The organism is Campylobacter concisus, assembly GCF_002165785.1.
GTDB lineage: Bacteria > Campylobacterota > Campylobacteria > Campylobacterales > Campylobacteraceae > Campylobacter_A > Campylobacter_A concisus_W.
In genome coordinates this window covers 178,683-197,184 of record NZ_NDYO01000001.1, presented here as the reverse complement: position 1 = coordinate 197,184, position 18,502 = coordinate 178,683, and the positions used below count along the sequence as shown (strand labels likewise).

17 protein-coding genes are annotated in these 18,502 nt (G+C 37.7%); 13 read left to right on the top strand and 4 right to left on the bottom strand.

The features are described from left to right. The first annotated feature begins 340 nt into the window (after positions 1-340). Together dnaE and B9N62_RS00995 are read left to right on the top strand one after the other, a co-directional pair. Entirely contained in the window at positions 341-3,958 is a 3,618-nt protein-coding gene (gene dnaE, locus B9N62_RS01000; protein WP_087583977.1) for a DNA polymerase III subunit alpha, read from the top strand. Between the two features lie 15 nt (positions 3,959-3,973). Beyond that, positions 3,974-4,648 (top strand): DUF6882 domain-containing protein, encoded by a 675-nt coding sequence (locus B9N62_RS00995; RefSeq protein ID WP_087583976.1) that lies wholly within the window; start codon positions 3,974-3,976, stop codon positions 4,646-4,648. Here the strand turns inward: B9N62_RS00995 and B9N62_RS00990 are convergent. The 3 genes from B9N62_RS00990 to B9N62_RS00980 are packed head-to-tail and all read right to left on the bottom strand — an operon-like array spanning position 4,645 to position 7,126. Continuing rightward, positions 4,645-5,307, bottom strand: coding sequence for a cysteine hydrolase family protein (locus B9N62_RS00990; protein WP_087583975.1), 663 nt, complete (start codon positions 5,305-5,307; stop codon positions 4,645-4,647). The genes B9N62_RS00995 and B9N62_RS00990 overlap by 4 nt on opposite strands. A gap of 2 nt (positions 5,308-5,309) precedes the next feature. Next, positions 5,310-6,293 carry a sensor histidine kinase gene (locus tag B9N62_RS00985; RefSeq protein WP_087583974.1) on the bottom strand — a complete coding sequence of 328 codons (984 nt, stop codon included), beginning with the start codon at positions 6,291-6,293 and terminating at the stop codon, positions 5,310-5,312. Then, positions 6,290-7,126, bottom strand: coding sequence for a DUF234 domain-containing protein (locus B9N62_RS00980; protein WP_087583973.1), 837 nt, complete (start codon positions 7,124-7,126; stop codon positions 6,290-6,292). The genes B9N62_RS00985 and B9N62_RS00980 overlap by 4 nt, the downstream gene beginning before the upstream one ends. Before the next feature lie 110 nt (positions 7,127-7,236). On the opposite strand from B9N62_RS00980, the gene B9N62_RS00975 reads away from it, so the two are divergent. The 4 genes from B9N62_RS00975 (at position 7,237) to B9N62_RS00960 (ending at position 11,302) form a co-directional block, all read left to right on the top strand. Continuing rightward, the gene (locus tag B9N62_RS00975) at positions 7,237-8,568 is read left to right on the top strand and encodes an aminotransferase class V-fold PLP-dependent enzyme (protein WP_087583972.1); all 1,332 of its coding nucleotides are present in this window, start codon (positions 7,237-7,239) and stop codon (positions 8,566-8,568) included. Then, positions 8,565-9,311: a hydroxymethylpyrimidine/phosphomethylpyrimidine kinase gene (locus B9N62_RS00970; protein WP_087583971.1), complete on the top strand. Its 747-nt coding sequence runs from the start codon at positions 8,565-8,567 to the stop codon at positions 9,309-9,311. The genes B9N62_RS00975 and B9N62_RS00970 overlap by 4 nt, the downstream gene beginning before the upstream one ends. Further along, entirely contained in the window at positions 9,304-9,909 is a 606-nt protein-coding gene (gene thiE / locus B9N62_RS00965; RefSeq protein ID WP_087583970.1) for a thiamine phosphate synthase, read from the top strand. Before B9N62_RS00970 ends, thiE begins: the two co-directional genes overlap by 8 nt. Positions 9,910-9,979: 70 nt before the next feature. Next, positions 9,980-11,302, top strand: coding sequence for an aminotransferase class V-fold PLP-dependent enzyme (locus B9N62_RS00960; RefSeq protein ID WP_087583969.1), 1,323 nt, complete (start codon positions 9,980-9,982; stop codon positions 11,300-11,302). A 14-nt stretch (positions 11,303-11,316) separates the two neighbouring features. Here the strand turns inward: B9N62_RS00960 and B9N62_RS00955 are convergent, their stop codons facing one another. Beyond that, positions 11,317-12,423, bottom strand: a complete 1,107-nt coding sequence (locus B9N62_RS00955; RefSeq protein WP_087583968.1) for an FtsW/RodA/SpoVE family cell cycle protein — start codon at positions 12,421-12,423, stop codon at positions 11,317-11,319. Positions 12,424-12,475: 52 nt separating this feature from the next. On the opposite strand from B9N62_RS00955, the gene B9N62_RS00950 reads away from it, so the two are divergent. The 7 genes from B9N62_RS00950 to B9N62_RS00920 all read left to right on the top strand — a co-directional run bounded on the left by B9N62_RS00950 (position 12,476) and on the right by B9N62_RS00920 (position 18,447). Then, on the top strand, positions 12,476-13,447 hold the full coding sequence (locus tag B9N62_RS00950) for an RluA family pseudouridine synthase (protein ID WP_087583967.1): 972 nt from the start codon (positions 12,476-12,478) through the stop codon (positions 13,445-13,447). Continuing rightward, positions 13,380-14,054 (top strand): fibronectin type III domain-containing protein, encoded by a 675-nt coding sequence (locus B9N62_RS00945; RefSeq protein ID WP_180382139.1) that lies wholly within the window; start codon positions 13,380-13,382, stop codon positions 14,052-14,054. Before B9N62_RS00950 ends, B9N62_RS00945 begins: the two co-directional genes overlap by 68 nt. A gap of 106 nt (positions 14,055-14,160) precedes the next feature. Continuing rightward, positions 14,161-14,586: a hypothetical protein gene (locus B9N62_RS00940; RefSeq protein WP_223154226.1), complete on the top strand. Its 426-nt coding sequence runs from the start codon at positions 14,161-14,163 to the stop codon at positions 14,584-14,586. Then, positions 14,586-15,773 (top strand): tRNA (guanosine(46)-N7)-methyltransferase TrmB, encoded by a 1,188-nt coding sequence (gene trmB / locus B9N62_RS00935; protein WP_087583966.1) that lies wholly within the window; start codon positions 14,586-14,588, stop codon positions 15,771-15,773. The genes B9N62_RS00940 and trmB overlap by 1 nt, the downstream gene beginning before the upstream one ends. Then, complete coding sequence (locus tag B9N62_RS00930; RefSeq protein WP_084109431.1) at positions 15,757-16,428, top strand: cell division ATP-binding protein FtsE; 672 nt, start codon at positions 15,757-15,759, stop codon at positions 16,426-16,428. Before trmB ends, B9N62_RS00930 begins: the two co-directional genes overlap by 17 nt. Further along, positions 16,415-17,230 carry a cell division protein FtsX gene (locus B9N62_RS00925; protein WP_087583965.1) on the top strand — a complete coding sequence of 272 codons (816 nt, stop codon included), beginning with the start codon at positions 16,415-16,417 and terminating at the stop codon, positions 17,228-17,230. The genes B9N62_RS00930 and B9N62_RS00925 overlap by 14 nt, the downstream gene beginning before the upstream one ends. Then, a complete protein-coding gene (locus B9N62_RS00920) occupies positions 17,227-18,447 on the top strand; it encodes a murein hydrolase activator EnvC family protein (RefSeq protein WP_087583964.1) in 1,221 nt (406 codons plus the stop codon). Before B9N62_RS00925 ends, B9N62_RS00920 begins: the two co-directional genes overlap by 4 nt. Positions 18,448-18,502: the final 55 nt, after the last annotated feature.

Here is an 18,502-nt window from a genome sequence, read left to right as displayed (position 1 = left end):
TGGCTTCGCTTATCGCTTAGCTCAAATTTTAGAGCCGAAATTACTCGTTCATGAAAATTTAAAATTTGCTCTAATTTCAATAAAATGCATGCATCACAAGACAAATTTTAAAATATTACTCACTCGCCCTAGCAGACTACTAAATTTAAAGCCGTGATATGCCAGCTCTAATTTTTAAATTTGCCAGACGCTAAATAGCACAGTGTGACAGCTTAACCATGCGCTTTGCTCTTGTCACAGGCTTAAAAAATCTATAAATTTTAAAGCTCACATTAAGTTTTCATCAAGCACCTTATTAGCCAAAATTTTGTAAAATCCACTCATTAAAAAAGGATAAAAAATGAGTGAAAATTCTAGCTTTACACACCTGCATTTACACACCGAATACTCCCTACTTGACGGAGCAAACAAGATAAAAGAGCTAGCTCATGTGCTTCATGATAGAGGTGACACAGCAGCGGCGATTACTGATCACGGCAATATGTTTGGAGCGATAGATTTTTACAAGGCGATGAAAAAAGAGGGGATAAAACCGCTAATTGGCATCGAAGCTTACGTGCATAACGGCGAGCAGCTTGATGATAAGAGCACCAAACAGCGCTTTCACCTTATACTAATCGCTAAAAACGAGACTGGCTATAAAAATTTAATGTATCTTAGCTCCATGAGCTACATCGAGGGCTTTTACTACTATCCTCGTATAAATAAAAAAATTTTAAAAGAGCACAGCGAGGGCTTGGTTTGTAGCTCAGCGTGCTTGCAGGGCGAGGTGAGTTGGCATCTAAATTTAAGCGACCGCAATGTGAAATTTGGCGCAAAGGGCTACGAGAGAGCAAAAGAGGTCGCGCTTGAGTATAAAGAAATTTTTGGAGATGACTTTTATCTTGAGATCATGCGTCACGGTATCGGCGATCAAAAACGCATTGATGATGATATTTTACGCATCGCCAAAGAGACTGGCATAAAGGTCATCGCCACAAACGATACTCACTACACTTTTAAAGAGCGGGCCGACGCACATGAGGTTTTTATGTGTATCGCGATGAACAAAACTTTAGATGATCCAAACCGACTTCGTCACAGCGTTCATGAGTTTTTTGTTAAGAGCAAAGAGCAGATGAGTGAGCTATTTTTAGATATCCCTGAAGTGATAGAAAATACCCAAGAGATCGTGGATAAGTGCAATCTTGAGATCAAACTTGGCAACCCAACTCCGCCAAATTTTAAATTTACACTTGAGTATGCTAAAGAGAGAAATTTAACACTTCCAGAGCCTGAAAATAGATATAGTTTTAAAAATGATGCTGTATTTTTTGAATATGAATGTAGAAAGGGGCTTGAAGAGAGGCTAAAATTTGTCCCTGAAAATTTACATGACGAATACAAAAAGCGCCTTGAGATAGAGATTGGTATCATAAATAAAATGAATTTCCCAGGCTACATGATGATCGTTTGGGATTTCATAAATGAGGCTAAAAGTAGAGGTGTGCCAGTTGGTCCAGGACGTGGTTCTGCGGCTGGCAGCTTGGTCGCTTACTCATTAAAGATCACTGACCTTGATCCAATCCCATACAACCTACTTTTTGAGAGATTTCTAAACCCAGAGCGTGTTAGCATGCCAGATATTGACGTGGATTTTTGTCAAAGTAGACGCGGCGAGATAATTGACTATGTTACGCAAAAATATGGAAAATTTAACGTTGCTGGCGTTATTACCTTTGGTAAATTGCTTGCAAAAGGTGTCATTAGAGACGTTGCTAGGGTTTGTGATATGCCTTACGCCGAAGCTGATGCGATGGCAAAGTTAATACCTGATGAACTAGGCATTACGCTAAAAGATGCTTATGAAAAAGAGCCAAAGATAGCTGAACTAATAAGTCAAAATCCAAAGGCAGCTAAAATTTGGAAATTTGCACTTGACCTTGAGGGACTAAATAGAAATGCCGGCCAGCACGCAGCAGGTGTTGTTATCTCAAATGAGGAGCTATGGAACAAAACTCCGCTATTTCGTCAGCCAAACAGCCCAGAAGATCGATATGTTACGCAGTATAGCCTTAAATATCTTGAGGATGTGGATTTAATTAAATTCGACTTTCTTGGACTAAAAACACTAACAGTTATCGATAATGCCATAAAGCTAGTAAAACAACGAACTGGTAAGGATATCATTTGGGAGCAGATCGATAAAAACGATTCTAATGTTTATAAAATGATACAAAGCGGCCAAGCGATAGGAATTTTCCAAATCGAGGGCGAGGGCATGAGAAAGCTAGGAACTAGCTTGCGTCCAGACTGCTTCGAGGATATCGTCGCGATGCTAGCGCTCTACCGCCCAGGACCGATGGAAAGTGGTATGCTTGATGACTTCGTCAAAAGAAAACATGGTGAGGCGGAGATAACCTACTCATTTAAAGAGCTTGAGCCGATCCTTGCGCCAACATACGGTGTCATCGTCTATCAAGAACAAGTTATGCAAATCGTTCAAGCTATAGGCGGCTTTAGCCTTGGCGGGGCGGACCTTGTGCGCCGTGCGATGGGTAAAAAGATCAAAGAAGAGATGGATAGGCTAAAGGGTGAGTTTGTAAAAGGCGCTGAGGCAAAAGGACTAAATGGACAAAAAGCAGACGATCTTTTTGAGCTAATTGTAAAATTTGCAGGATATGGCTTTAATAAATCTCACTCCGCAGCTTACGCCTACGTCACATTTCAGACAGCTTATCTTAAGGCCTATTATCCGGCTGAATTTATGGCCGCACTTCTTACAAGCGAAGAGAGCAATGTCGATAAGATCGTTCGATATATTGATGAGATAAAACGCATAAATATAGATACCTTGCCGCCATCTATAAATAAATCAACTAAAGAATTTAGCGTCGTTAAAAATGGCGATCATGACGGCATTATCTTTGGGCTTGGTGCGATTAAAGGCGTTGGTGGAGCGGCTATTGAAAACATTATCACTGAGCGTGAAGCAAATGGCGAATTTAAGAGTATGGACGACTTTGTCTCAAGGATTGATCCATTTAAAGTAAATAAAAAGGTCTTTGAAAGTCTTATAAAAGCTGGATGTTTTGATGAGTTTGGCTTTAGTCGCAAGATGCTTATGCAAAATGTAGAAAATATCATAGAAGCTTGCAAAAGTGCTGCCCAGATCCGTAAAAATGCAGTTGAGAGCTTGTTTGGTGAAGATGAGAGCATGAATGATGTGAAGATAAATTTTGTCATGATAAATGACGAATTTGACATCAAACAAATTTTAAAATTTGAGCAAGAGAGCGTTGGTATCTACCTTTCTGGTCATCCACTTGATGATTATAAAGATGAGATTAATAAGATAAAATACACTCTAAGTTCAGAATTTGAGAGCTTGCCTCAAAGCGCTGAAATTTTAGTCGTTGGCAAGATCGAAGACTTTAGCACAAGGATAACCAAAAGTGGCAAGAAAATGGGCACTATAAATGTGCTTGATTTTCATGGAAATATCGAGATCGCAGTCTTTGAAAGAGAGCTTGGTAACATCGAAGATATAGTAAAAGATGAAGCAAAACGCGACCTGCCTTATGCTTTTAGGATAAATATCACAAAAGATGATCAATTTGTAAGGACAAATTTAAACGAGGTTTATAGCCTAGAAGATGCACAAAATTTAGACTTTAAGACAAGAAAGCTAAAACAAAACTCTAAATTTTCTAAAAATGAAGAAGCCAGCACGCCTCAAAGAGCAAGAGAATATGCTGAGCTAGAGGTGCTTTTATGCCTTAGTGAGCTTAGCAAAGATAAGATCACTAACCTTTATAATCTTGGCTATAACGAACATATAAAAAGTGGCACAAACAATGATAAGCGTCTTGTTATTAAGATAAAAAATGAAAATACTGCTCAAATTTTTGTTTATAAGACAAAATTTGTTGTAAATGACAGCTTTAAAGAAAAAGCACTTCAAGCAATAGCTTGCTAAGGCCTGAGAGAAGCGATGTTTTTAGATAAGCTTGGCGTAGATAAAAGTAACTGGAGCAAGCTTTTTAGCGCATGCGTCGGTAAAGCGACATTACTTCAAAAACGTGCATTTAAGCTACTTGTTGAAGGTAGCAACTGGCAGGTTGATTTTGATAGCGGTAAAATTTACTTTGATGAGCGTGAGTTTGATATGCAGTTTATCGGCTCTGAGAGCTTCTCGTCAAATACGTGGCTTTGGGGTTATGAAAATATAAATGGCTTTGATGAGCGGTTGCTCGAGCTTGCAAATAAAGCACGTGAGTTTGGCGAGAAATTTGGACTTAGCGCATTTAGCACGCCACAATTTGAGCTAGATGAAAATTTTAATGGCCACACGATTAGCATGGTTGCTTGCGCCGCTTTTGATGAGCAAAATTATTATAGGATAGAGTACGAGGGCGGAGCTGCGTATGTGGCTTTTAGATCGGATATAGTCTTTGAAGAGCCAGTGCTAGCAAATGAGCTTTTGAGCGTAGTAAATGAGTGTTTAAGCACTTACGAATTAGATCACAAAATCCTTGTAAAAGGACTTTTGCTAAGCTGTGATATGAAATTTAGCGAAAGTCCTAATGAGATCGTAGCAAATAAAGACGAGCTTAGCTTTAAATTTGACGAGCTAAATAGGCTCATAAATATTTCAAGCAAGCTTTAAAATTTAATACTCTTTACCACATCAGCACCAAGTGCTAGCTTCATATGAAGAGAGAACATCTCGTGGTAAAAATCGCCGTTATGTCCTGGTATATCGTATGTTTGTGTTAGATCAAACGGCACGATAACTCTTGTTTTTTTATTGTATTCATTTGCTCGCAGCTTAAGATAGCTAACACACTGATAAACACACATATCAGTGCAATCTCCAGTGACTATAAAGGTGTCTAGCTCCGGATGCTCTTCTAAAAATTTCTCAAATTCTTTATTGAACGCAATGCTTAAAGAGTTTTTATAAAATGCTTTGATCTCTTTAAAAAAGCTTAGATTTTCTATCTCTTTTACGGTTTTTATCTCGTTTGTATCAAGCATTGCGTGAGGTAAAAAGGTCTCAAATTCTTTTGAATCACTGGTGTGTCTATCTTCTATAAGGATAAAATTTCTAAAGCCAAAATCTTTCCATGCTTTATCAAAAAGTGTCGCGATCCCTTTTGATAAGGCAGCTACTCTTTGACTAGAGAGCGCACCACTGCCAGCAAAAGCCTCTATCATATCAATGCAGATAAATGCAACGTTTTTTGCTCCATCGTTTGAAATTTCTCTCAAATCAAGTGTTTGAAGAGATTTTTTAAAAGCCTCAAGTTCGTTTTGTATGTTCATTTTCACTCCTTAATTGGTAAATTTATGCAAAATGTTTTTGGATTTAGTGTGATCTCGATACTGCCTTTGTGAGCCTCTATGATCTGTAAGCAAAGATGTAGTCCAAGGCCGTTTCCTTTTAGCTTGCTGCTTTTAAACGGCTCAAAGACTATGGCTTTATCTTTGATAGGCTCGCCACTATCATAAACGATAAATTTATGCTCACTTGGTGTTTTTTCATAGCTTAAAATGATCTCTCCTTCATCATCATCGCTCTCTTCGATGGCATCAATGGCGTTAAATAAAATATTTTGGAAAACAATGGCTAGTAGATCAAGATCGCCCATATATTTGCCATCTGGAAATTCTAGGCTAAATTTAATATCCTTTGAATAGTCGTAAAAATTTATAGCCTCTTCGCACTCTTTTTTAAGCTGTGAAAAGTCAAAAATTTGCGCATTTATATTAAGCCCCTTTGTAAAAAGCAGTGTAGCTTTTATTATGCGTTCGACTCGCCATGTAGCTTTTTGTATTTGATTTACGATAGGCTGTATGCGCTCATCAGCTCTTTTAAGTAGAGTTGAAGCTAAAAGTGAGATAGAGCCTACCGGATTTCTAATCTCGTGGGCTAGGTGAGCTGCTACTTGGCCCATAGAGGCAAGACGCTCGGTGCGTTTTTCTGCTGTTATGTTTGTTGCAGAGATTATTAGTTTATTATCTTTAGAGCTTGTTTTAAAAAGATAAATTTGTCCATCTATATTTATCTCGCCTTCTTTTTTTGGTATCTCTTTAAAAATTTTACCAAGCTTTACTGCTTCTGAGTTTTGTAAAAAAATCTCATCATTTTCATCTAACACCCAGATAGCATTTGGCAGAATTTCCACAATATCTTTAATGAAATTTTGCAAGTTTGCGTAAGATGATGTTAAATTTTTATATTCGTTTTCTATCAGATAAGTCTGCTCTATCAGGCTTTTTAAGCCAGTTTGGATATCGTGTTCGTTCATTTTAAAAGTTCCTCAAAATCGCTAATTTCATAAAGCTTTAGCCTTTCATTCTTTAGGTTTAAAAGCTCGCTACTAAATCCACTCTTTGAAAAAAGAGCAATAATATCTGGCGTTATGTTTAGCTTTTCACATTTTTTTAATAGTAAATTTAGCACGTTTTTACAAACTTTTCTCTCTTTGTATTTTGCCTCGCCGACTATGATCTTGCCGCCTATATTTAATAGCATATCAAGCTCTATATTTTTGCTCCAAAAGCTACTTAAAAATATGCCATTAATCAGAAATTTTTTTGCCATGAGTTCACCGCATAAAATTTCAAATCCAAGGCTTGCATATTCGTCAAATTCCCTTTTTATAATGGCTAAAATTTCATCATTTTTACCAGCTTTTAGCAAGCTTAAATTTGGCTCTATAAATCTAAACCAAAACCTTGAAAAATGGCTATTAAAATGTATTTTATCCTCAACTTTATAGCCCCTTTCTTCTTTTTTTAGCATTTGGTTTTTTGATCTTTTTGGAAGTACTTCTCTACTTTTTTCAAGCAGTAAAAAATTCTTTTCAAAAAGCTTTGCATAGACTTTGCTAGCTAGGCTTTGAGGTAAAATTTTATTTACATTAAATTTTTTTCTATCGCTTCGTGCGAGTTTTATGAGAGCAGATTTTATAGCATCGTTTGTATCGGATTCGAAGTAAAATTTTGGCATCAAGACTAAGAAGTTGTTTAAAATTTCAGCCTCGATCGCTTCAAAAACATCATAATATGAGTGCTTTAAATCAAACTCATCAAAGACGAGATGAAATTTAATAAGTTCATTTATATCAAGGTGTTTCATTCGCTCAAATGTTGATTTTAAAGCTTTTATATTGGCTCCTTTATTTGGGCATTGTAGTATATTTTAGCTAAAGTAATCTATAATGCTACGCAAAAAACAAGGGTTGTGGTTTGGTAAATTTAGAGCATATTAGAGAAAATATAATTTTAAAAAATGGTATTTATTATTTTGACTTTACAGCTTCAGGACTAGCTTATAAACCTATCGAAGATGAGATGGCAAAAATGCTTCAAACATATGCAAATACGCACTCTATCAGCTCATCAAATGCCTATAAAACCGCTCAAATATACGAAGATTCAAGAAGTGAATTAAAAAGCCTATTAGGACTTGATGATAGTTTTTATCTTTTTACTTGTGGCAATGGAGCTACCGGCGCGATAAAGAAATTTCAAGAAATTTTAGGAATTTATGCATCTCCAGCGCTCAAAAAAAGATATGCCCTAAAGCCAGATGAAAATTCTCCGCTCGTAGTACTTGGCCCTTATGAGCATCATTCAAATGAGATAAGCTTTAGACAGGCACTTTGTGAGGTTGAGCGTATCAGGCTTGATAAAAATGGAGGGATCGACTTTAATCATTTGGAGCAAATTTTAAGGATAAATGTCGGTCGTGAGATCATCGCAACTTTTAGTGTGGCTTCAAATGTGACTGGGGTTTTGAGCGATTATAGAAAAATTTATACTCTTGTAAAATCTTATGGCGGCATTGTGGCATTTGATGCTGCAAGTTTTAGCGCATATGGAAATATTGATTGTGACTATTTTGATGCTCTTTTTTTATCGCCACATAAATTGCTTGGTGGAGTAGGAAGTTGTGGGCTTCTTGCTATAAAAAAGATACTTGCAAACTCAGATGAGCCGACATTTGCTGGTGGCGGAACGGTAAGTTATGTCAGCAAAAACTACGCTATATTTGTAAAAGATAGTGAGCAGCTAGAAGAGGCTGGCACTCCGCCTATTTTAGGACTTACAAGAGCAAATTTGGCTTATGGGCTAAGAAATGAGATAGGATTTGAGGCAATATATGAAAACGAAAGCGAGCTTGGAGAGTATTTTGAGAAAAGACTAGCAGAAATTCCTGAGCTTACGTGCTATCATCCAAATAACATAAAGCGTTTGCCAATATTTTCTTTTAATGTGACTGGTGTTTCGCCTTATGAATTAGCCAAAGTTTTAAGCAAAGAATATGGCATTCAAACGCGTGCAGGATGTTCTTGTGCTGGGCCATATGGACATGATTTGCTTCATTTAAAAGAAGATGCACTATTTACCCATAAGCCAGGCTGGGTAAGGGCTGGACTTCACTATACGCATACGCTACAAGACGTGGATTATCTAGTAGATGCATTAAAAAATAGCATTAAAAAGTATTCAAGTAGTTGGAAAGTCGATGATCCTTTTAGTGTTGATAAAATTTCAGGTTGTATGGGAGATAGATGAAAAATATATTAATCATTGCAGGAAGTGATAGTGTTGGTGGCGCTGGCGTGCAGGCTGATATTAAGACATGTGAGGCATTTTCTTGCTACGCAGCGACAGCTATTACGGCTCTTACGGCACAAAATACAAATGGCGTTAGCAATATCTTTGCTACAAATGTTACAAATCTAAATGAACAGATCAAAATGGTAGACGAGGAGCTAAACATAGATGCCATAAAGGTTGGTATGCTTTTTAATAAAGAGCTTATATCTTGCGTTGGTTCTTGGCTTGAAAAATTTCATAAGCAAGGCATTAAAATAGTAATAGACCCAGTTTGCGTAGCAAAATCAGGCTCAAAGCTTCTTGAAGATGACGCGATAGCAAGCTTAAAAAAACTTTTTAAATTCGCAGACATTATCACGCCAAATATCGATGAAGCCAAAGTTTTGGAACTTGATAGCAAAAATTTACCTTGCGATATGATCTTAAAGCGAAGCACGGTTGCAGAAATTTGTGAAGATACTCTTTTTAAAAAAAATGGTGACGTGCTTAAATTTAAAGAGCCACTAATAAAACCAGAGATCATGCACGGGGCTGGATGTAGCTTTGCAAGTGCGCTGGCCTGCTTGCTGGCAAATGGACACACAAAAGAAGAGGCTATAAAACTAGCCAAAAGATACATTTTAAATGCTATTAAAAATGCAATTACGACAAAATTTGGCAAACGTCTACTAAATCATAAAGTTGGCATAAGTGATTGAAATTTATGCGATTAGCGACGATGTGTTGATGCCTGAAAATTTAGCCTTGCAATACACTAAAGAAATTTTAGAGTGTGGGGTGAAATTTTTTCAATTTCGCTCTAAAAAAATACCCAAAGATGAGAGGCTAGCTAGTGAAATTTTCAACTTATGCGAAAAATTTGGAGCCAGATTTATCGTAAATGATGATATTTTATTTGCTGCTAATATCGGGGCAAAGTCCGTGCATTTGGGAAAAGATGATGCGAGCATAAAAGAAGCGTTTGAAATTTTAGGAGATGATGCTTACGTGGGAGTTAGCTGCTATGATAGCTTGGAGCTTGCCATTAGGGCAAAACAAAATGGTGCTAGCTATGTGGCTTTTGGAGCGATGTTTAAAAGCCCAACAAAACCAAATGCGCCACTTTGTAAGGCTCAAACCATATCGCAAGCAAAAGAAATGGGAATGAATGTGTGTGTCATAGGAGGCATAAATGCTAGCAACATTGCAAGTGTCGCTAAAGTAAAACCAGACATGATCGCCTTAATATCTGCTATCTATAAAGATGGCACAATAAAGAAAAATATAGAAAATTTACAAAGAAATTTATTGCTTTAAAAGATGCTTACTTTGCAAGTTTTTTTATGAAAATTTAATTATAATCCCTGCTTTAAATAAAAGGAAAACATTGCTAAATATTGATGAAGTAAGAAAAAATATCATTTTAAAAGAAGGCCTTTACTATTTTGACTACACGGCTTCAGGTCTTGCTTATAAGCCCATTGAAGATGAAATTTTAAAATTTTTAAAAACCTACGCAAACACTCACTCAGATAGTAGTTCAAGCGCGGCTTTAACGCAAAAATGCTATGAAAATGCAAGAGCTGAGCTAAAAAGCTTATTGGGCCTTAATGATAGCTTTTATCTTATCGCGACTGGTCAAGGAGCAACGGCTGCGATAAAGAAATTTCAGGAGATAGTGGGAATTTATATCTCACCAGCTACAAGAGCTTTGATCGGCGAAGCAAATTTAAGAAATTTAAACTTATCGTTAGCGATCATTGGACCTTATGAGCATCACTCCGTTGAAGTTAGCTTAAGAGAAGGGCTTTGTGATATAAAACGCATAGAGCTTGATGAAAATAATGAGATAGACTACGTAATGCTTGAGAATACATTAAAGCAAAATGCAAAAAGAAAGATAATAGCCAGCTTTAGTGCCGCCTCAAACGTCACTGGCGTTAAAACTGATTATAAAAAAATTTACTCGCTGATTAAAAAATATAATGGCATTTTGGCTCTTGATGCAGCCACTCTTAGTGCTTATGAAAATGTTGATTGCAGATATTTTGACGCGCTATTTCTCTCGCCTCACAAGCTACTTGGTGGAGTTGGGAGTTGTGGGCTTTTGGCTATCAAAAAAGAGCTTTGTAAAAATTTGCCTACATTTGCAGCAGGAGGTACAGTCAAGTACGTAAGCAGGACATCACATATTTTTACTAGTGAAGTTGAAAATTTAGAAGAGGGCGGCACGCCACCGATAATGCAACTAATGCGTGCAAATTTAGCCTATAGGCTAAGAAATGAGATCGGACTTAATAATATAAAAGCAGCTGAATGTGAGCTGGGCGAGATGTTTTGCAAAGAGCTAGAAAAGATAGATGAGGTGATAAATTATTGCCCTGAAAATTTAGACAGATTACCTATTTTTGCATTTAATGTAAAAAGTATTTCGCCTTATGATTTTGCTGCTAGTTTAAGTAGCGAATTTGGCATCCAAACGCGTGCGGGCTGTGATTGTGCTGGGCCGTATGGACATGATTTGCTTAATTTAAAAGATAATACCATTTTTGAAGCAAAACCTGGCTGGGTACGTGTTAGCATTCACTACACGCATACAAAAGAGGATATAAAATATCTTATAAATGCCATAAAATCTTGCATCAAAAAGCACAAAGAGATTTGGGGCGAAGAAAAGGCGATGTACTCGATGTTTGGAGATAAATTTTAAATACTAAATCTAACTTAGAAGCGAAATTTTACCAAGCTATATGTTCTATCAAATCTAAATGTTAATAAATTTTGCAGTATTCCAAAAAGCACCATAAACGTAACAAAGCTACTTCCGCCATAGCTAAAAAATGGTAGCGGCACGCCAACAACTGGTGCAAAGCCGATCGTCATCGAGACATTTACCCCTACGTAAACAAAAATGAGCGCTGCTATGCCAGTGGCGGTCACCTGTGTAAAATAATCATTTTTAAGGCTATAATTTAGACTAAGAAGATGCGTAATGAGCGTGCCATAAAGCCCAAGCAAAAGAAGAGCACCATAAAAACCAAAACGCTCGATATTGTAGGCAAATATGAAGTCGCTAGTGGCGATTGGCAAAAATTTAAAGTGCGTCTGAGTTGCCTCGTCTTTTGGCTTGCCCTTAAGCCCACCGCTACCTATGGCGATGATGCTTTGCTTGACGTGGTAACTTGGCTCTTCAGCGATAAAATCGTGGATCCTCTTTTTCTGATAGTCATGTAAATTTTCATACAAAACCGGCGCCAAAAAGCCTATCGCAAGGATGATAGTGATCCAAATTTTCTTATTTACACCGATAACAAAAAGGATAGTGTAGCCAACTATCAAAAGTATGAGTGCGGTGCCAAGATCAGGCTCTTTCATGATGAGCACAAATGGCAAAAGTATATAAAAACTAAGTCTTAAAAAATCTTTTACTCCGTATCCATTAGCCTCTGGAGGACGCTGTTTGATGAGATAGGCTAACATAAGCAAAAAGGCTGGCTTCATCAGTTCTGATGGCTGAAGTGTGAAGTGAACAAAAGGAATTTCTAGCCAGCGTTTGGCTCCTAGCTTGCTAACGCCAAAGAGATCGACGCTTAAAAGTAGCACGATGCAGACCCAGTAAAACATCGGAATGATCCAGTCGATACGCCTAATAGGCAGCAAAAATGCAATGCAAAATGAGACAAATCCTATGCCAAAATATACAAGCTGTTTGTTTGCCAAAATGTCGTTTGCTTCGGAAACTAGGATGTATGAGATGGCTATGATTGGGATTATTAAAAACGGCTGAATAAAATCAAAATGTGTTAAAATACGCCGATCTAGTTTTATCAAGAAGCAAACCTTAATTTTTGGGCTAGATTATATCACAAACAAGGCTTTGATTTTGGTTAAATTTAATGTTTTAAATAGCTCAAGACTCGACGTCGCAGTAGCGCAGGAGCTTCAAATTTCACGCAATCAAGCTTTAAATTTGATAAAAGACTCCCTTGTAAGCGTAAATTTAAAACCAGTCTCAAAACCAAGCTTTGCTCTAAGCGAAAATGATGAAGTTTGCGTAAATTTTGCACCAAAAAAAGAGGTGCAAAACGAGTATGAAGTAAATTTTGATATCCCAATCGTATACGAAGATGACGATCTAATAGTGCTAAACAAACCATCTCAAATCGTCGTCCATCAAGCTCCAAGTGTAAAAGAGGCGACACTTGTTGAGTGGCTAAATAAAAAAGGATTTATGCTCTCAAATTTAAATGGCGACGTAAGAGCTGGTATAGTTCACCGACTAGATAAAGGTACTAGCGGTGCTATCGTAGTTGCTAAAAACAACTTTGCCCACGCAAAACTTAGTGAGCAGCTAAGCGATAAGAGCATGGGGAGGATTTATCTAGCGCTCACTGATCTTCCTCTAAAAGAGGATGTCATCATCGATAAGTCAATCGGCAGAAATCCAAACAACCGCCTAAAAAAAGCGATCGTCGCGGACGCTAAATTTGCAAAAAGTGCCTTTGTAAATTTACTAAGCGAAAATGGCATAAATTTAATAGCAGCAAAACTTTTTACAGGCAGGACTCATCAGATAAGAGTGCACCTATCTAGCATAAACCGCCATATTTTAGGCGATGATTTATACGGATTTAAGAGCCAAGGCGATAAAATAAGCAGAGTTATGCTTCACGCTTATATGCTTTATTTTATCCATCCACGAACTGGCAAAAGGGTGGAATTTATCGCAAAAACGTATGATGACTTTAACCAAATAATTTACAAAAAAATTCCCAAGGAGATTTTTGATGAAAAAATTTGCCCTACGCATATTAACACCATTTTTAGTAGCTTTCTTAGCGGGATGCGGCTCTAGCGTACCGACTCAGCAAAGTATGTCACTGCCTACGATTACAAGTTTAAAAACTATTTCAGATATGACAGAAGTTGGCTTCGAGTGGAATCCAGTGACCGATGAGAGCGTCGTTGGCTACTATCTTTACCGCTCAAATCCAAATGACGCAAACTCAAAAATGCAGCTAGTTGCAGACATCAAAGACCGCTTTGCAACGCACTATGTTGACCGCAATCTAGCTCCAGAGACAACTTACTCATACCAAATGAGAACCTACTCAAGTAATGCCATCTCTCAACCGGGAACAATCGCAACAGCAACTACAAAGCCACTGCTTGACTCAGTACCATTTTCGCAAGCTATTACAGGGCTTCCAGGACGTGTAAAAGTGATCTGGAGACCACATCCTGATAGCACCGTGGCAAGCTATATCATTCAAAGAAGTGATGCAGGGGCTAATAAATTTAGCCAAATCGCAGAGGTAAATGGCAGACTAAATGCTGAATATATCGACACTGAGGTAAAACCTGGTAAGTCTTATGAGTATAGAATTTTAGTTAAAACTTCTTCAGGCGTTGTTTCAAAACCAAGCCAAAACATAAGTGCAACGACAAAGGAGTTACCCTAAATCAGTAACAAATCTTCAAGCAACAAAAAATGCACCAAAAAAGATAATTTTAACTTGGGATTACGCGCCGGCTGAGGATTTTGCTTATTTTAAGGTTTATAGGACGGTGAGTAAAATTTTACCTTACACATATCTGGCAAAAACGACTAGCAACACCTATGAGGATCTCATAAACACAAATGCAGCGACGAGGTATTACAGAGTCACAGCAGTCGATAAAGACGGCCTTGAGAGCTTAAAACAAGAAGAGCCAATCGTGGGGATAACGCTTGGTGCACCAAAGACTCCAAATATTAGCGCTAGCTACGATGGTAGCGGCGTAAATGTAAACTGGAGTGCAGTTGATAGAGCTAGTTCGTACACTGTTTATAGAAGTGGCGCAAGTGAGAAAATTTTTAGTGGCATAGATGGTACTGGACTTAGAGATGATAGCGTGCAAAAAGGAGCTAGCTATTCTTATAGCGTCGTAGCTATCGATGAGTACGGCATCGCCTCTGATAAGTCATCAAAAGCAGAAGTTAGCATAAAATAATGCCAAATTTCATTGCTTCGTCTTTAAAAGAGCTCTCGTTTCCATTTGGTAATGACAAAGTCAAATTTCTTTGGCAAGCAAATGGCCGAAACGAGAGGCTCATCTACACAAAAAATGAAGAAGAGAGCTTTTTTCTAGTTATAAAGCCCGGTAAAAATGGTGTTGTTGTAAAGGGGGAGAAGCTTACAAAGCCAGCTAAAGTTGGCCTTTTGCAAGAGGCGCTGGAACTTTTTAAGGAGCAAAATTGCAATGATGTAATCAGTCAAGCATTTGCTGTAAAAAAGACAAATTTGACTAAAAAAGTGAGTGAAATTTTAAGCATTGAAGAGTTTGTGCCAGCGTTTTGCGAGCTAAAAGATAAATTTAAAGAGATTTTCATCGAGATCGGCTTTGGCTCTGGAAGACACTTGCTTTATCAAGCTAAAAACAATCCAAATGCCCTAGTTATCGGAATAGAAGTCTATAAGCCAAGCATCGAGCAAGTAGCAAAGCTAGCTAGGGCAAATGCCCTAGAAAACGTGCGTCTAATCAATACTGACGCCAGACTTTTACTCTCTCTCGTTGGCTCAAATTTAGTTGATAGAGTCTTTTTACACTTTCCAGTGCCGTGGGATAAAGCAGAGCATAGACGCGTGGTCTCATCGGCGTTTGCGCTTGAGTGCGAGAGGATATTAAAAGTAGGCGGCAAATTTGAGCTAAGGACTGATAGCAAGGAGTATTGCGATTTTAGCTTGAGTAAATTTTTAGAGCCTACAAACTCAAAGCTAGAAGCTTTTAAAAATAGAAATTTAGAGGTAACTAGTAAGTACGAAGACCGCTGGAGACGTCAAGATAAGGATATTTACGATGTTGTTTATACTTGTGAGGTTGAAAGTGGCGAGAGTGTTTTAGCTGGGGATTTTAGCTTTAAAGAAAAGACAAGCGTAAAAAATATCATTAAAAATTTTAAAAATTTTATCATCAAAAAAGAAGATTATTTTTTACACTTCGAAGAAATTTACATTATAAATGAAGATGAAATTTTGCTAAAAGTTGCTTTTGGGGCATTCAATAAACCTGAGCAATGTTTTATCAAAATAAGTGATGAAAAAAGCGAATATTTTATAAAAAAACCGATCTTAATTCGTGAGAATTTAGCTGCACACGAGCTTTTGAAGGAGTATTTGGCTGATGCAAGAGATAATTAGTGCAAGAAATTTGAGCCTAGCTTATGAACGCGATGAAATCGTAATTAATAGCGTCAATTTAGATATTTATGCAAATGATTTTGTTTTTATAACAGGTAAGAGCGGAAGCGGAAAGAGCACGCTTTTAAAATCATTTTATGGAGAAATTTCACCTCTTGCTGGAGAGCTAAATGTCTGCATGACACAAATGGATGACATCGATGATAAAAGGCTTTGTGAGCTTAGGCAGCGAGTTGGCATTATATTTCAAAATTATCGTTTGATAAATGAATGGAATGTGGAAAGAAACGTCATGTTGCCCCTCATCATCAAAGGCATCAATCAAAATGTGAGTAAAAAGCAAGTAGCGAAGCTTTTAAAACATGTAAATATGCTTCATAAAGCTGACAAATATCCAATGGAGCTAAGCGGTGGTGAGCAGCAAAGAGTAGCTATGGCAAGGGCTCTGGCACACAATCCAAATTTGCTCTTATGCGACGAGCCAACTGGAAATTTAGACGAATACTCAAGCGACGTCATCTGGTCGCTTTTAAAATCAGCTAGGGAATTTTTAGGTACGAGCGTGGTAGTTGTCACGCACCATATCCCATCGACACTTCGTATCCCATACCGTCACTTCGTCATAGAAAATGGAGGCGTGCATGAGATCGCTTAAGAATCATCTTGGATTTATCTTGCCACTGATCGCGCTTTTGTTTTCTGTGCAGTTTAGCCTAACTGCTGATAAGGTTGTGAGAGATTATGAAAGACTTATGGGAAATGACTACAACATTGTCATAGTTTCAAGCAAAGAGTTAAGTGATGCTATGCTAAAGCCGATCGTGAGTAATCTAGCTAGCCTCGAGCCACTAAGTCCACAAAAGATCATCGACCGCCTTTCAAATGACATCTCTGCTAAAAATTTGTCCATACTGCAAAATGCGCTACCTAAATTTTACTCACTAAAACTTAGTGAATTCCCGACACCGCAGTACATGGATGAGCTAAAGCAAAAACTTTTAAAATTTGATGGGATCACAAAGGTCGAGACATTTTCAAAGACTCACGATAAGGTCTTTAAAATACTAAATTTAGCCAAAAGTATATCGTATGCTTTTATGGCGATACTTTGTGTGGTCGGACTTATGCTTATGCTAAAGCAGGCTAAAATTTGGCTGTTTGAGCATAGGGAGCGCATCGAGATTATGACGCTCTTTGGAGCACCTTTTTGGCTAAAATCAGCTATGCTTTACAAATCGGCTATGGTTGATAGCTTAGTTGCTACCGTTGCAGTCGGTGCATTTTTCTTTTTCTTGCCGGGCATTGAAATTTTTAGAGAAAATGCCGCAAGTATTGATGTGGTATTGCCTAGTCTTGATCCTTCAAGGGATATTTTTATTTTATTTGGCGTGGCTATGTTTTTAAGTATTTTTGCTGTCAGTTTAGTGATGAGTAAGGCTAGAAAAAGCACGATATGAGAAAAGGAATTTTTACATTTTTGCTAGCTTTTAGTCTAGCTTTTGCGTCAAATACCAAAGAGAAGATCAAAGACTCCAAAAACTCATTAAGATCAAGTCAGGCGATGAGTGAGCAGCTTAGTAAAAAGTTAGATGATTTGGCTGGTGATATCGTAAGTGGCGAGAAAAAACTTCGAGGTATAAGTGGCGATATCACAAATCTAAAAGGTCAAATTTCAGTTCTTGAGACAAATGCTTCAAAAGCACTTATTGAGCTTGATGATCTAACTAAGCAAAACAAAGAGCTAGAACGCACTCAAAAGGAGCTTGAGCAAAATATGATAAGGATCATCGCTGAAGATTTGTCATTTGATCTTTTGATGTCTGCAACTGAGGGCAAACAAAGCGAGGAGAGCATCATCTCATCTCAAATTTTAACCAAACTAAATGCCATTGCAAAAGAGGATTTTAAAAGACTTAGCCAAAACTATGAAGATACGATCGAGAAGATAAAAAATAAATCAAACAAAATAAGCGAGATAAACTCAAGCATCAAAAATTATAGACGCAAGCAAAGCGACTTGCAAAATTTAGAAAGTACACAAAAAAATACCATAAATGGGCTCAAGCGAGATAAGGAAATTTATAGTAAAAAGCTGGCCAAACTTCAAGCTCAGCAAGATGAGCTAAGAAAGACGCTGGAGCAGCTTGCTATCATGCAAAAGCAAGAGGACGAAGCCGCACGTGCTACTAGAGAAAAACAAGAAAAAGCAGCTGCAAGCAAAGGTGGTAAAAAAGGCGAAAAAAGCCAGCCAATGGGTGGAGGCTATCAAACAAGCTCGGTCAAAAAATATTCAGGCGCAAAGACAATCGCTCCTCTTGATAGCTACACTGTAAAGCAAAAATTTGGAAACTACGTAGATCCAATATATAACATCAAAATTTTTAACGAGTCAGTCACACTTCGCTCAACCACACCAGATGCCAAAGTTAAAAGCGTGCTAAATGGCAAAGTGGTCTTTGCAAAAGCAACTCCGATGCTTGAAAATGTAGTCATTATAGAAAACGAAAATGGCATCCATACGATCTACGCTCACCTAAGCCAGATCGCACCGACAGTCAAAGTAGGCTCAGTCGTGCAAAAAGGCTACGTTATAGGCCGAGTTAGAAACGATCTAACCTTTGAAGTAACGCAAAGAAACTACCACATCGATCCACTTGAGATGATCTCAAAATAGCCACTTTGCAAGTGCTATTAACTAAATTTAAAGCCTTTTTGGCTAGAATGCGTGA